Here is a 14,102-nt window from a genome sequence, read left to right as displayed (position 1 = left end):
GGCGATCGGGGCGACGCGCCGGGAGCCGTCGGGAACTCTCGGAGCCTCCCGGGAGTCGGATGCTATGCAGACAAACCCGACGACGCCCCCGGGGGGAAGGCAGGCCCGCGTGTCATCCAGCTCATTCGTCTTCAACGCGGCGGACGAGGAACGCCGCCGCGGCGTACGCCGCATGAAGAGGACGGCCACCGGCCTGCTCGTGCTGGTGGCGCTGGTCTACGTCCTCGCGAAGTGGGCCCAGCAGGAGGGGGCGGGCGCCTGGGCCGGGTATGTGGCGGCCGCTGCAGAGGCGGGCATGGTGGGCGCGCTGGCGGACTGGTTCGCGGTCACCGCCCTCTTCCGCCGCCCCCTGGGCCTGCCGATCCCGCACACGGCGATCATCCCGACCAAGAAGGACCAGCTGGGCGTTTCGCTCGGTGAGTTCGTCGGCGAGAACTTCCTCTCCTCGGAGGTCGTGCGCGACCGCCTGCACGCCCTGGGCATCGGCGGCCGGCTGGGCGCGTGGCTGGCGGAGCCGGCGCACGCGGACCGCGTCACGGCGGAACTGGCCACCGCGCTGCGGGGTGCGCTGACGGTCCTGCGCGACTCGGACGTCCAGGCGGTGGTCGGCGAGGCCATCACGCGGCGCGCGGAGACGGCGGAGATCGCGCCGGGCATCGGCAAGACGCTGGAGCGGGTCGTCGCGGACGGCGGCCACCGGCGGGTGGTGGACCTGGTCTGCGCGAAGGCCCACGACTGGCTGGTCACGCACGGCGACTCGATCTCGGACGCGGTCCAGGGGGGTGCACCGGGCTGGACCCCGCGCTTCGTGGACCGCAAGGTCGGCGAGCGCGTCTACAAGGAGCTGCTGCGCTTCGTCACGGAGATGCGCGACATGCCGGAACACCCGGCGCGGGGCGCGGTGGACCGCTTCCTGCACGACTTCGCGTCGGACCTGCAGTCGGACACCCGGACGCGGGTGCGGGTGGAGCGTCTGAAATCGGAGATCCTGGCCCGGGACGAGGTCCAGGACGTGATCGCCTCGGCGTGGACGGCGATCCGCACCATGATCATCTCCGCGGCGGAGGACGAGCGGAGCGAACTGCGCCTGCGCGTGCGGGCGTCCCTGATCTCCCTGGGCCGCCGGCTGGCCACGGACGATCGCCTCCAGGCGAAGGTGGAGGGCTGGATCGAGGGCGCGGTGGTGTACGTGGTGACGACGTACCGCGCGGAGATCACGTCCCTGATCACGGACACGGTGGCGAGCTGGGACGCGGAACACACCTCGCGCAAGATCGAGGCCCACATCGGCCGCGACCTGCAGTTCATCCGCATCAACGGCACGGTGGTGGGCGCCCTGGCGGGCCTGCTGATCTACACGGCGTCGAAGGCCCTGGGGGCGTAGCACCCCGCACCGGCCCCGCAACGCCTCACCCACACCCGACGCTGCTGGTTAGCCCCGGTGCTCCGGGTGGCCCGGGCCTCGGGTGCTCGGGGGTGGCCCGGGCCTCGGGTGCTCTGGGTGGGCTCCCGGACCCCCCGGCCTCCGGGCCCCGGGCCCGCGGGGCCGGTGGGGGGTCCGGGGGCCGGAATGTGGGGGTTCCGGACCCGGGCCCGGCCCTACGCCCGCACGCGCCGCCGGTCAACGGTGGCCCAGGCTGCCGCCCCTACCACCCCCGCCACACCCAGCACCGCCGGCCAGGCCCCCACCTTCTTCGCCAGCGGATGCGCCCCGGCGAACCCGCCGACGTACAGCGCACCCAGCGCCGCCGCGACCGGCGCCCCGGCACGCCGGTGCCACTCCCGCCCGGCCGCGACCCCGGCCGCGCCCAGGACGACACCGCCCAGCGGCCGCTTCCGCGTCCACCGCGCGACCGCGTACCCACCGACCAACCCCGCAGCGGCCACCGCCGCCGTCGGTACCTGTGCCATCGCCGATCAACTCCCCGTACGTAGTCCACACCTGAACGCGCGACGGCCGCGTCCTGCGACCCGCGCCCGACCCGAGGCTAACGCGCCCGTCGCCCCAACCTCAGCGCCCCCACCACCCCCAGCACCAGCACCACACCACCGATCACGCTGTCGGGCACCGAGTCCCGCAGGGCGTCCGGCAGCAGGGCCACGCCCCCGAGGACGAGAAGGAAGGAGACGGCGGCGCCGCCGGCGCCGAGCAGCAGTCGGTCCACGCGGTGTTCAACGACAGGAGAGGCGATTTGTCGCACACTCGCCGGATCCGCCCATCCGCCCACCTCCGGAACCCGCACCCCGTAAATTCACTCTTCCAGCCAAGAACCCGGAAAACCGGAGAACATCACCAGGAGCGGACAATCGTGATCTCCTACGGACCGGCCGTCCTCGATCTCGCGGATGAGCTGGTCGACGCCTACGCCGACGTCTTCGCCGCCCCGCCGTGGAACGAGGACGAAGAAACCATTCGTCAGTTCGGGTCCCGGCTCCAGGCCGACGCCCGCCGCCCCGGCTTCCGTACCGCCTTCGTCCAGTCGGCCGCCGGCATCGACGGCTTCGCCACCGCCTGGGTGACCCGCGATCCCTTCCCCGCCGACCGCTCGTACGTGCACGTCGCGGCCCAGCTCGGCCCCGACCGCGTCAGGCAACTCCTGGTCGGCGCCCTGGAGATCGACGAACTCGCCGTCCGCGCCCACGCCCGCGGACACGGCACCGGCCGTGCCCTCCTCGCCGAGATCACCGCCGATGCCCCCGGCCGGCGCGCCTGGCTGCTGACCGCCCGCAAGGCCACGGACACCGTGGCGACGTACCGCCGCCTGGGCTGGCACGAGGTCACCCCGCTGCCCGGCACCGCGAACGGCGTCCTCGTCTTCCTCTCTCCCGATCACCCCGATCACTGAGCGTCACCACCCCCTCCGGCGGGCATAGCCGGACCATGAACCCCTCAGCCGCACCACGCCAAGCCACCCACCCCACCCACCCCACCCACCGTCAACTCAACCTGGCCACCCGCCCCCAGCTCCTCCACACCGGCCTCTCCCCGGCCACCCTCACCCGCCGCACCCGCCCCGGCGGCCCCTGGCAACGCCTGCTGCCCCGCGTCTACCTCCTCCAGACCGGCCCGCCCTCGCGCCACCAACGCGCACTGGCCGCCGTCCTGTACGCCGCCGACCCCACCGGAGACCCGCTCTCCGGCGCCACGGCGGCCCTCACCGGCGGCGCGGCCCTCGCCCTGCTCGGCATCCGCGACGCCTCGCCCACCCCGCACGACGTCCTGATCCGGGCACCCCGAAGACTGACACCCCAGCCCGGTGTCCGTCCCCTGCCCACCAGGCGCTGGCCGGCCACGATGTCCGTCTCCGGCATCCCCTGCACCCGGCCCCTGCGCGCGGCGGCCGACTTCGCCTCCCGGGCCGGCGCCCCCGACGCCGACCTGGTCCGCTCGGTCCTCGCCAACACCGTCCAGTCCGGCTGGTGCCATCCGACGGACCTGTACGCCGAACTGCGCGCCGGCCGCCTCCTGGCCCGCCCCGCGGTCCGCGCGGCCGCCGCCGAACTCCTGGCCGGCGTCTGCTCCATCGCCGAGGCCCACGCCCGCGATGCCCTGGCCGCCACCGACCTCCCCGAACCCCTGTGGAACGCCCGCCTCCACACCCCGGACGGCACGTTCCTGGCCAGCCCCGACGCGTACTGGCCGGACGAGGGCGTGGCCCTGGAGATCGACTCGGCGGAGTACCACTACACGCGCGACTCCTGGCACGCCACCCTCCGCCGCAGGCTCCACCTCGAAGCCCACGGCATCCTGGTCGTCTCCACGACGCCCTCGATCCTGCGCGCCACCCCGACGGAGGTCACCGCGGCCCTCCGCACCCTCCTCACCCTGGCCACCACCCGCCCCACACCCCCCACGGCCCGGGCCCGCGGCCACCAACAACTCGCCCTCCCGATGTAGGGCAGGAGGGGGGCAGGAGCGGGCGGAAAAGGTCTGCCGGATGGAGAACCACGACGATTAGGGTGAGCTGATGAAGGCAGAGAGAGTCATCGGGCATATCGAAGGCGTCGTACCGGGCATCGTGCTTGAACGGCGAACGGACGTCCGGGACGCGTCGTTGCACAGCGACACGATGCGTGGCATCTCCCGGCTGAAGGGCGCGGACGGTACGTACGTATCCGATGCGATCGTCCTCAGCGGCGGCTATCTCGACGATGACGATGCGTGGCATCAGATCCGCTACACCGGAGCCTCGCCGGACGCGGAGAAGCACCCCGAAACCAAGCAGCCCATGAAGAGTCAGAGTTGGGACTACCGCGACAACGCTGCGCTGAAGCTCAGCTGGGAGCGGAAGCATCCCATCCGCATCCTTCGTGGTCACAAGGGTGATGCCCGGTACTCGCCGAAGTCCGGCTATCGCTACGACGGTCTGTACGTGATTACGGCGATCCGCACCGCCACCTCCCAGCACGCCGTCGGCCCGGCTGGTGAGCCCATCGAGATCTGTCAGTTCGACCTCGAGCGCCTGCCGGAGCCGGCGCAGGAGCTCACGCAGATCGAGATTTCCGCAGCTGAAGTGCTCGGATTCGGTGACGGGGAGAAGTTCCCGCAGACCCGCACCACGCAGGTTCAGCGCATGATCCGCGATACGGCCGCTGCCCGCCGGATCAAGGAGCTCTACGACGGCCAGTGCCAGACCTGCGGCATACGGCTGGTCGGCGCGGGCTCCAAGCCGTACAGCCAGGGCGCCCACCTGAAGCCGCTCGCCGCGCCCCACCGGGGCCCCGACGTCGAGCGCAACATCCTCTGCCTCTGCCCGAACTGCCATGTGCGTCTCGACCTCGGTGCCATCTCTTTCGATGATGACTGGTCGGTGATCGACCGCGCGCCCGAGGGAGAACCTCGGACGACGCGGCCCAAGCTGCTGATGAAGAAGGGACACGGGCTTCACCCCGGATACGCCCGCTACCAGCGTGAATGGTGGGACAAGCTCTGGGGTGAGACCACCGGCGAGTAGCCCGCGCCCTTCCTGTCAGCGGCTCACGGTCGCGATGCCTCGCCGTGGCAGTGGGTGTACGGCTTGCCCGAGGTGCACCAGCAGGGGGCCGTGGGGGTGGGGGGCCAGGGGGTGGCCTTGCCGCGGGCGGCGAGGGTCGTGGCGTACTCGGGGAGGAGGGACGGGGAGGCCGGGGAGGTCTTCTCGGACGCCGCGAAGGCTTCGTACGAGGGGACGCTCGCCGTCACGATGCCCAGGTTCGTCGTGCCCGAGGCCGCCAGGGCGCGCAGGGAGGCCTCGATCTCCGTCAGGTGAGCCGTATGGGAGGGGTACTCCGCCTTCAGGGTGGGGTACGCCGTGATGAGCTCGGCCAGTTCCGCCGCCGGCCAGTGCAGGAGGGCCACCGGGAACGGGCGGGAGAGCGCGGCGCGGCGGTCGCCGAGTTCGGCGCGCAGGCGGGCGATCTCGGCGCGGAGCTCGGCCGGGTCGTTGGAACCCAGGGCCCAGATGCGCTTGGGGTCGTGGAGCTCGTCCAGCGGGATGGGACCGGTGTGGCGGGTGTCGGCCACCATGTCCCAGTCGTCGTGGGGGAGGGCGAGGAGGCGGCGTACCCGGTGCCGGCCCGTGAGCAGGGCGGTGGTGGCGGGGGTCAGCGGGGCGTCGTCGGAGATCAGGAGGGTGGCCGCCTGGGTGAAGGCCTCGTGGGAGGCGTCGAGTTCGTCGTGGGTCTCCAGGGCCTCGGCGATCACCTCCCAGGGGGCCGGGTCGGTCGGGGCGGCGTCGCGGATGCCCGAGATGAGGGCGCGCGCCTCGGCCTCGTGTCCGTACTCCCACAGGTTGGCCGCCTGGAGCGCCTTGATCAGGTGCGGCTTGGCGGGTGAGGCCGACAGGAGCTGGTCGTAGAGGGCGCTGGCGCGGTCCCGGGCGTCGGCCAGTTCGAGGTGGGCCGCGGCCTGGAGGAGCAGTGGCTCCTGGTCCTCGGGGTAGCGGGTCGCCGTGCGGATGAGGCGCTCGGCTTCGGCGATGTGCTCGGCAGGCGTGTCGGGGCGCATGGTTCACACCGTACTGCCGCTGGTCAGTTGACGGGGGAGGACTTAAGGTGCGGGCCGTGCGAGATCACACGGTGCGGGTATGGCGGGTGCGGGTCGCGCGGATGCTGTGGGTCGGGGCCGAGGTGATCACCACCGTGGGGGTGGTGGTCGCGTTGCTGGTGGTGCATCAGGTGTGGTGGACCAATCGGCAGGCGGCGGCCGGGGCGCGGGAGTTGGTGCGGGGGCTGGAGGGGGAGTGGGCCGGCGGGACGGCCGACGCGCCGGCCGACGGTACCGGGGCATCGGCCGGGGGTGCTGGCGGGGCGGTTGTGCCGGATGCGTCGGATGAGCCGGTGGTGCCGGGGGTGCCGGTCGTGCCGGAGGTGCCCGCCGCGGGCGGGGGTGGCGGTACGGCGTCGGCCGGGCCGGCGCCCGGCGGGGGGAAGCCGGCCGGGCCCGGGTCGGGGCCGCGGCTGGACCAGGCGTACGCCGTGCTGCGCATCCCCCGGCTCGGGGTGGTCGTACCGGTGGCCGAGGGCGTGGGCAAGCGCGGGGTGCTGGACAAGGGGTACGCCGGGCACTACCCGGGGACCGCGGCGCCCGGGGCCGCGGGGAACTTCGCGCTGGCCGGGCACCGCAACACCCACGGCGAGCCGTTCCGGTACATCAACCGGCTGCGGGCGGGGGACGAGCTGCTGGTCGACGTGAAGGGGAGGCGGTTCACGTACGTGGTCGGGAAGGTGCTCCCGGAGACCACGGAACGGGACACGGGCGTCATCGCGCCCGTACCGCGGAGTGCGGTGAAGCCCGGGTACGGCTACGCCGAGCCCGGCGCGTACATCACGCTCACGACGTGCACGCCCGAGTACACCTCCAAGTACCGGTTGGTCGTATGGGGGACGCTGAAAGATGCGACTTGAGAGTGAGGCCGTCGACGGGTGGCGGTGGCTAAGATCGAATCCGTACTCGAATCGCGAGTCGTTGCGTTGCGTTGCATAGCGTTGCCGATGCCGGGAGGGGGCACCTGTGGGCAGGAACATGTGGGTGTCCGTGCTGCTCCTGAGCGTGTTCGGGGTGCTCGGGCCGGCGGCGCTGTTCGGCGAAGGCGGCTTCGCGGCCCTCGTGACCGTGGCGGCCACCGCGGCCGCCGGGGTGGCCCTGGTGGCCTGTGCCGCCTTCGCGGCGCGCGCTGCGCGCCCCGTGCCGCCACACCGAATACGTACCGCGATCCGTGATCGCGAGCAGCGCACGGCGTTCCTGCCGCAGCGCGATCCCGACGCGCAGGGCAAGTCGCGTCCCAGGGCGCCCGGTCGTCCCGTCCTGACGGCCGCGTAGGGGCGCTCAGCCCGCTTCCTCACCCTTCACACCGCTGTTGTCGCCCCTCGTGGGTCGTCACGCCGAAACCCGTTTTCGACGTTCGACGAGACCCCTCGGAGGGCCCGCGTGTCCGTATTCACCCACCTTGTTGCCGAGCTGGCCCAGTTGCTGGAGCCGGTGCTGGCCCAGTCCGCGACCGCTGCGGCGATCGTGCTGTTCACCCTGCTGGTACGGCTGGTCCTGCACCCCCTGAACCGGGCCGCCTTCCGGAGCGCGACCCCGATGGCCGGGTGCCTGCCGGTGCTGCTCCAGCTGCCGGTGTTCTTCGTGATGTACCAGGCCTTCTCCGCCTCCGAGGTCGGCGGCGCGGCCAACGAACTGCTCGGCCACCGGCTGTTCGCGGCGCCGCTCGGGGACCGGTGGGCGGACGCCCTCGGGGACGGCGGGCTGGTCGGGGAGTCGGGGCTGGTGTTCCTCGGGCTGTTCGCGGCGATCGCCGCCGTAGCGGCGTGGAGCGCGGTCCGGGGCCGCCGGGCGGCGCGCACGGCCGGCGTCGCGGGCGTCGCGGGTGGAGCAGGGGGCTCCGCCGCCGGGAAGTCGGCGCGCGCGGGCGGCCGCACGGGTCCGGTGCCGACTCCGGAGCAGGAGGAGGCCGTACGCAAGGTGATCGGTGTGCTGCCGCTGCTGTCGTTCGGGACGCTGATCACCGCTGCCATCGTGCCGCTGGCGGCCGGGCTCTACCTGCTCACGACCACCGCGTGGACGGTCGCCGAGCGGATCTGGCTGGAGTGGCGCAAGAACCGGGCGAGCCGCGGGGAGGAGAGGGTCGGCGCTGCGGTGCGTTCCAGTCTGTGAACAGGGTCTTGCGGATTGGGCTGCCTTCTTGGAGGATCAACCAATCCTCCGATGGCCGCAACCCATCGTCCGGCCCGGGGCATGCCCGCGGGCCGACCACCCTCGACCACGGGAGAATGCCCATGAAGCTGCTGCGTGTCGGACCGGTGGGGGCGGAGCGCCCCGCGCTGCTCGACCAGAACGGGATCCTGCGCGACCTGTCGGGCCTGATCACGGATGTGGACGGCGGACTGCTCGCCGATGCGTCCGTGCTGTCCCGGGTGCGCGACGCGGCGGAGTCCGGGCAGCTTCCGGTCCTCGACGGCGAGGGGCTGCGCACCGGTGCGCCGGTCGGCCGGATCGGCAAGATCGTCGGCATCGGCCTGAACTACCACGGTCACGCCGCCGAGATCGGCGCGGCGACGCCCGAGGAGCCGATCATGTTCCTCAAGGCGCCCGACACGGTCGTCGGCCCGGACGACACGGTGCTGATCCCGCGCGGCAGCGTGAAGACCGACTGGGAGGCTGAGCTCGGCGTCGTCATCGGCGCCACCGCCCGCTACCTGGACACCGCCGAGGAGGGCCTCGCGCACGTCGGCGGCTACCTGCTCGTGAACGACGTCTCCGAGCGGGAGTTCCAGATCGAGCGCGGCGGCACCTGGGACAAGGGCAAGAACTGCGAGACCTTCACCCCGCTCGGACCGTGGCTGGTCACGGCCGACGAGATTCCGGACCCGCAGGCCCTGGACGTGAAGCTGTGGGTCAACGGTGAGCTCAAGCAGGACGGCGAGACCTCGGACCAGATCTTCCCGGTGGGCGAGGTGGTCCGGTATCTGAGCCAGTTCATGACGCTCCACCCGGGCGACGTCATCATCACCGGCACGCCGGCGGGCGTGGCGATGGGCCAGCCGGAGCCGAAGCCGTACCTGCGGGCCGGTGACGTGGTCGAGGTGGCGATCGAGGGGCTCGGGCGGCAGCGCCAGGAGTTCAAGAGCGCGTAGTCACCGGCGCCCGGCTCCGGCGTGTTTCCCGTCGGCTCCCGGCTCCCGGCACCGTCCGGCCGGTTCCGCCCGGCCGTTCGGTCCAGACGGTTCAGTCGAGGGTGATGGCCACGCCCTCCCGGGAGGAGCGGTGCGCCGCCTCCAGTACGGCCAGGCAGGCCGCGGCCTCGTGCGCGGTGACCGGGGCCGGGCCGCCGGTGCGCAGGGCCTCCTCGACCGCCGCGTAGTACGCCGGGTAGTCGCCGGGGACGGTCGGCTCGGGCCGGCCGCCGCCGGTCAGCGGGGACTCGCCCGAGCCGACGCGGCCCCAGCAGTGTTCCGGTTCCTCGCCCCACGGCTGCCCCGGTTCCGGGCGGCGGCCCTCGCGCAGCGCGGCCTCCTGCGGGTCCAGGCCGTACTTCACGTACCCGGCTGCCGAGCCCAGGACGCGGAAGCGCGGGCCCAGCTGGGCGGTGGTGGCGCTGACGTACAGGTGGGAGCGGACCCCGCCGGCGTGGGTGAGGGCGATGAACGTGTCGTCGTCGGTCTCGGCGCCAGGGCGGCGTACGTCGGCCTCGGCGTAGACCCGGACGGCCGGACCGAAGAGCACCAGCGCCTGGTCCACGACATGGCTGCCCAGGTCGTAGAGCAGGCCACCGATCTCCTCCGGCGCCCCGGACTCGCGCCAGCCGCCCTTGAGCTGCGGGCGCCAGCGTTCGAAGCGGGACTCGAAGCGCTGGATCTCGCCGAGCTCGCCGGAGGCGAGGAGGCGGCGCAGGGTGAGGAAGTCGTTGTCCCAGCGGCGGTTCTGGAAGACGGAGAGGAACGTGCCGCTCCGGTCGGCGAGCGCGGCCAGGGCGTGGGCCTCGGCGGCGGTGGCGGCCAGCGGCTTGTCGACGACGACCGCGGTGCCGGCTTCCAGGGCGGTGGTGGCGAGCGGGACGTGGGTCTTGTTCGGGGAGGCGATCACGACGAGGTCGAGGCCGCGGTCCCGGAGCTCGTCGGGGTGGGACGCGATCGTCACGTCCGGGTGGGCGTCGCGGGCGGCGTCCTGGCGCTCGGGGTTCGAGGTGACGACGGTGTCCAGGACCAGGCCCGCGGTGGCGGCGACGAGCGGGGCGTGGAAGACGGAGCCGGCGAGTCCGTAGCCGATGAGGCCGACGCGGAGGGGGCGGGTGGGGGCGTTCATGGACGCCACTTTGGCAACAGTGTTGCCGAAGTGCAAGGAGAGGGGAGAATGGGTGCGTGAACAGGGGTAACAGGGGTGGCACGGGGAGTGGCGGGGCGAGTGGCGGCAACGCGGGCTTCAATCTGCCGGCGCTGCGCAGCCACAACGGGGCGCTGGTGCTGGATCTGCTGCGGGGCGCGGGGGCCGAGGGGATCGGCCGGGGCGAACTGGCCGACCGTACGGGGCTGACGCCGCAGGCCGTCAGCAAGATCACGGCGCGGCTGCGGGCGGAGGGGCTGGTGGCCGAGGCGGGCCGGGGCGCGTCGACGGGCGGCAAGCCGCGCACTCTGCTGCGACTGGTGCCGGAGGCCGGGTACGCGGTGGGGGTGCACCTGGACCGGGACGAGCTGCACGTGGTGCGCGTGGACCTGGCGGGGCGGGTGGTGTCGCAGTGGCGCGGGGGGCTGGATCTGGGGGAGGGACCGGCGGCGGTCGTCGACGCGGTCGTGCGGGCGGTGGGTGTGGTGGTGCCGGTGGTCCCGGCGACGGCGACGGGGGTGGTGGCGGGGGCCGGTGTGCCGGTTGTGGGGGTGGGTGTCGCGGCGCCCGGGCCGCTGGACCGGGAGGCCGGGGTGCTGGGGCGGGTGACGGGTTTCCCCGCGTGGGCGGGGTTCCCGTTGCGGGAGGTGCTGGCTGGGCGGCTGGGGTGGCCGGTGGTCCTGGACAAGGACACGAACGCCGGGGCGGCGGGGCTGGGTCCGGGCAGCTCCGCGTACCTGCACGTGGGAACGGGTGTCGGGGCCGGGCTGTGCCTGGACGGCGAGGTGTACCGGGGGGTGCGGTCGGGGGCGGGGGAATTCGGGCACCAGGTGCTGCTGCTGGACGGGCCGGTGTGCCGGTGCGGGGCGCGGGGGTGCGTGGAGGCGCTGTGCCTGGCGGCAGTGGCGCGGGGGGATGTCCGCGAGGCGGCGCGGGTGCTGGGGGAGGCGGCGGCGAACCTGGTCGCGCTGCTGGACGTGGAGCGGGTGCGGTTGGGCGGGCGGGTGGTACGGGCGGCGCCGGAGGTGTTCGTCTCAGGGGTACGGCAGGTGCTGGCCGAGCGGGCGCTGGGGCCGGTGGTGGCGTCGGTCGGCCTGGCGGGGGGCGGGGTGGCGGAGGGGGCGGCGGAGCTGGTGCTGGGGCCGCTGCTGTTCGGGCGGGCGGGGTGACGGTGGGCCGCGGCGCCGGGCGGAGCGACGGTCGCCCCGTCGCCTGGTGCCCCTCGCCCGGTGCCCGGTGCTCGGCGGGGGGTGGCTGCACGTCCCGTGCGGGTGGCACGCCGGGGGTGGCCGTGCGTCGTCGGAGGGCCGGGCCGGTACGGCGTACCGATCTGCGTCGGAGGCTTCGTGGCCGCTGGCCGCCTCCGCGTGGGCTGCCCGCGGCGCCGTTGGAGGCCTCACGCCCGTGCGGGGTGGCCCGCGCTGCGCGCGGGCTGGTTTCCCGCCCGCACCGCCCGTGACGCGGGGGTGGAGGGCCGGCCTCTCTGTCGTCGGCCGAGCGCCGTCGGCGGCTGCGGGCCGGGTGTGCCCGCCGAATCCGGTGACCCGCCCCGGGGCCGCAGGTCGACCGAGTGCCTTCCGAGCCGCACGGTGTCCTCCGGGACCCCGCGGCCTCGGCCGCTCCGGCCTTCGAAGGGCCCAGAGGAGGCGGGAGCTGTCTTCCCGGCCGCACGGTGCTTTTCTGGGTCCGTCGCCTCGGCCGCCCTCGACGGCCCGGGGCGGGCGACGGGGTGCCTTTCGGGCCGCATGGTGTTGTCCCGGGGCCCGTCGCCTCGGGCGGCTCGGTTCTCGGAGGGCTCGCCGCCGTCGCGGCTCAGCGCGCTTGACGGTTTCGGCTGAATGGGGGTAAACCGGGCGGTGCTGGGTGGCGTCTTGGAGGAGGATGGCGGGCCGGCGTGGGAGGGTGCGGGAGGGCGGGGTGATTGTCACCTCGTCAGATCATCGTCCGGCGAGCTGCGAAGGCCCTTCATGCGCGCACGCAAAGCCCTTGCCCTCACCGCCGTCCTGGTCGCCGTCGCCGCGCCGGCCGCCACCGCCGCGGCTGCCACCGTGCCCGCACCGCCGCCCACCCGGGACGTCGGGTCCGGCTCCGGCGCCGGCCCGGGCGCCCGGCCCGCACCCGCCCTGCCCTCCCGCGCGAAGGCCACCTGCGGGGACGGCAGGAGCACCGCCTTCCCCATCGGTGCCCGCATCCGCGGCGGCCCCGCTGTCTACCGGACCGGTGGCGACCCGCAGGCCTGGTACCTGGACCTGACGAACATGACCGCCGGCAACTGCACGGCGATCCACCCCGTGGTCGTCTTCACCGACCAGGCCCGCCTGCTGCGCCCCGCCCACCTGCGCATGGAGTTCGACGCCCCCGGCGGCCCCTTCCATGTCAGCCTCGAACGCACCGACCGCGACGAGATCGTCGCCGTCTTCGACGGCGGCAGTGCCTTCCCCGGCTTCGCCGTCGGTCCCGGCGGCACCGTCACCGTCAAGGTGCGCCTCGCCTTCGCCCCCGACGCCCCCACCGGCGAGGTCCTCGCCGACGCGGCCCTCGTCCAGCGCAAGGGCGACGACGGCGACTGGGTCGGCGAGGCCGGTGGGTACCGGTTCAGCGTCGAGGGACCGCGGGAGCCGTCCGAGGCCGCCGGTTCGCTGGCCCATACCGGCGCCCACGCCGGTGACCGGACCGGCCGCCCCGCCGCCGGATACGGCATCGCCGCCTTCGCCGCCACCACCGCCGGCGCCGCCCTGCTCGTCGCGGCCCGCCGTCTGAGGCGACAGTCCTGATCCACACCATCCAAACCCGATAGTCCTCGTCCGCCCGGCAGGTCCGCCATACGGTCCCGGTCCGCCCCACGGTCCTGGTCCATGCGGCAACCCGCGCACCGCCCCCGTCCCCTTCCCCCCGTACAGTCCCTCCGTGGAAGAACCGACCCAGCACCGCCCCGGCTCGCCCGTCCGCTCCGGCATTCCCGAGCACGGGCGCATCCCCAAGTACTACGCCGTCAAGGCCCGCATCTCCGAGCTCGTCGAGGAGCTCGGCGAAGGCGGGCTGCTCCCCACCGAGCGCGATCTGGCCGAGCGGTACGAGGTCTCCCGCGAGACCGTGCGCCAGGCCCTGCGCGAGTTGCTGCTCGAGGGCCGGCTCCGGCGTTCCGGGCGCGGTACCGTCGTCGCCGGGCCCAAGTTGGAACAGCCGTTGTCGCTGGCCAGCTACACCGAAGGCGTACGCCGCCAGGGCCGGCGCCCCGGCCGTAACCTCATCGGACTGGAACAGTTCCCCTGCCCGCCCGACCTCGCCCCCGCCCTCGGCGCCGAACCCGGCGAGCCCGTCTGGCACATGGAGCGCGTCCTGCTCGCCGACGACGAGCGCGTGGGCCTGGAGAGCACCTACATCCGTGTCGCCCGCGCCCCCCGCCTGGACGTCGAATTCAAGCCTGACTCCTCCTTCTACCTCTACCTCAAGGACAGCCTCGGCATCAGCTTCGGCGACGCCGACGAGAAGCTGGAGACCGTCCTCGCCACCCCCCGCGAGGCACTGCTCATCGGTACGCCGCCGGCCCTCCCGATGCTCCTCATCCACCGCTTCTCGCGCGACCAGGACGGCCGTCCCCTGGAGCGGGTCCGTTCGCTCTACCGTGGTGATCGGTTCAGCTTCACGACCCACCTGCGTCCCGAATAGCCCGTTCCCACCCCACTCCCCCTGCGCATTACGCCCGAAACGGGCACCTGTGTATCACAGAAAGATAACGGGTCTAGTCCAACCGTCGAGGCCTGTTCACCGTTCCGTTGCCCGTCGGACCTTTCCGGGT

The 14,102-nt window shown here is 73.5% G+C and carries 15 protein-coding genes; 11 read left to right on the top strand and 4 right to left on the bottom strand.

Annotated features, from left to right (window positions below):
- Positions 1-64 precede the first annotated feature (64 nt).
- Positions 65-1,384 (top strand): DUF445 domain-containing protein, encoded by a 1,320-nt coding sequence (locus ACZ6KO_RS12635; protein WP_469303546.1) that lies wholly within the window; start codon positions 65-67, stop codon positions 1,382-1,384.
- Positions 1,385-1,599: 215 nt separating this feature from the next.
- On the opposite strand, the gene ACZ6KO_RS12630 is transcribed toward ACZ6KO_RS12635, so the two are convergent.
- Positions 1,600-1,911, bottom strand: coding sequence for a hypothetical protein (locus ACZ6KO_RS12630; RefSeq protein ID WP_469303544.1), 312 nt, complete (start codon positions 1,909-1,911; stop codon positions 1,600-1,602).
- Between the two features lie 77 nt (positions 1,912-1,988).
- Positions 1,989-2,165, bottom strand: a complete 177-nt coding sequence (locus tag ACZ6KO_RS12625) for a hypothetical protein (RefSeq protein WP_469303541.1) — start codon at positions 2,163-2,165, stop codon at positions 1,989-1,991.
- A gap of 144 nt (positions 2,166-2,309) precedes the next feature.
- Between ACZ6KO_RS12625 and ACZ6KO_RS12620 the strand changes: the two genes are divergently transcribed.
- The 3 genes from ACZ6KO_RS12620 (at position 2,310) to ACZ6KO_RS12610 (ending at position 4,955) form a co-directional block, all read left to right on the top strand.
- Positions 2,310-2,846, top strand: a complete 537-nt coding sequence (locus ACZ6KO_RS12620; RefSeq protein ID WP_469303539.1) for a GNAT family N-acetyltransferase — start codon at positions 2,310-2,312, stop codon at positions 2,844-2,846.
- Positions 2,847-2,881: 35 nt separating this feature from the next.
- Complete coding sequence (locus ACZ6KO_RS12615; RefSeq protein WP_469303537.1) at positions 2,882-3,898, top strand: hypothetical protein; 1,017 nt, start codon at positions 2,882-2,884, stop codon at positions 3,896-3,898.
- 70 nt (positions 3,899-3,968) lie between these two features.
- Entirely contained in the window at positions 3,969-4,955 is a 987-nt protein-coding gene (locus ACZ6KO_RS12610) for a YDG/SRA domain-containing protein (RefSeq protein WP_469303534.1), read from the top strand.
- A gap of 23 nt (positions 4,956-4,978) precedes the next feature.
- Here the strand turns inward: ACZ6KO_RS12610 and ACZ6KO_RS12605 are convergent, their stop codons facing one another.
- Complete coding sequence (locus ACZ6KO_RS12605; RefSeq protein ID WP_469303532.1) at positions 4,979-5,986, bottom strand: SEC-C metal-binding domain-containing protein; 1,008 nt, start codon at positions 5,984-5,986, stop codon at positions 4,979-4,981.
- A gap of 56 nt (positions 5,987-6,042) precedes the next feature.
- Here ACZ6KO_RS12605 and ACZ6KO_RS12600 point away from each other — a divergent pair, with 56 nt between their 5' ends.
- The 4 genes from ACZ6KO_RS12600 to ACZ6KO_RS12585 all read left to right on the top strand — a co-directional run bounded on the left by ACZ6KO_RS12600 (position 6,043) and on the right by ACZ6KO_RS12585 (position 9,117).
- The gene (locus tag ACZ6KO_RS12600) at positions 6,043-6,885 is read left to right on the top strand and encodes a class E sortase (protein ID WP_469303530.1); all 843 of its coding nucleotides are present in this window, start codon (positions 6,043-6,045) and stop codon (positions 6,883-6,885) included.
- A gap of 118 nt (positions 6,886-7,003) precedes the next feature.
- Complete coding sequence (locus ACZ6KO_RS12595; protein ID WP_469303907.1) at positions 7,004-7,300, top strand: DUF6412 domain-containing protein; 297 nt, start codon at positions 7,004-7,006, stop codon at positions 7,298-7,300.
- A gap of 108 nt (positions 7,301-7,408) precedes the next feature.
- Positions 7,409-8,137, top strand: coding sequence for a YidC/Oxa1 family membrane protein insertase (locus tag ACZ6KO_RS12590; RefSeq protein ID WP_469303528.1), 729 nt, complete (start codon positions 7,409-7,411; stop codon positions 8,135-8,137).
- A gap of 122 nt (positions 8,138-8,259) precedes the next feature.
- Entirely contained in the window at positions 8,260-9,117 is an 858-nt protein-coding gene (locus ACZ6KO_RS12585; protein ID WP_469303523.1) for a fumarylacetoacetate hydrolase family protein, read from the top strand.
- A 91-nt stretch (positions 9,118-9,208) separates the two neighbouring features.
- Here the strand turns inward: ACZ6KO_RS12585 and ACZ6KO_RS12580 are convergent, their stop codons facing one another.
- A complete protein-coding gene (locus ACZ6KO_RS12580) occupies positions 9,209-10,285 on the bottom strand; it encodes a Gfo/Idh/MocA family protein (RefSeq protein ID WP_469303521.1) in 1,077 nt (358 codons plus the stop codon).
- Positions 10,286-10,341: 56 nt separating this feature from the next.
- Between ACZ6KO_RS12580 and ACZ6KO_RS12575 the strand changes: the two genes are divergently transcribed.
- The 3 genes from ACZ6KO_RS12575 to ACZ6KO_RS12565 all read left to right on the top strand — a co-directional run bounded on the left by ACZ6KO_RS12575 (position 10,342) and on the right by ACZ6KO_RS12565 (position 13,972).
- A complete protein-coding gene (locus ACZ6KO_RS12575; RefSeq protein WP_469303519.1) occupies positions 10,342-11,472 on the top strand; it encodes an ROK family transcriptional regulator in 1,131 nt (376 codons plus the stop codon).
- 798 nt (positions 11,473-12,270) lie between these two features.
- Complete coding sequence (locus tag ACZ6KO_RS12570) at positions 12,271-13,077, top strand: hypothetical protein (protein ID WP_469303517.1); 807 nt, start codon at positions 12,271-12,273, stop codon at positions 13,075-13,077.
- A 133-nt stretch (positions 13,078-13,210) separates the two neighbouring features.
- Positions 13,211-13,972: a GntR family transcriptional regulator gene (locus ACZ6KO_RS12565; RefSeq protein WP_401450511.1), complete on the top strand. Its 762-nt coding sequence runs from the start codon at positions 13,211-13,213 to the stop codon at positions 13,970-13,972.
- Positions 13,973-14,102 lie beyond the last annotated feature (130 nt).

It is taken from the genome of Streptomyces sp. NPDC042102 (genome assembly GCF_055582305.1).
This window is presented reverse-complemented; position numbering and strand designations above follow the sequence as displayed.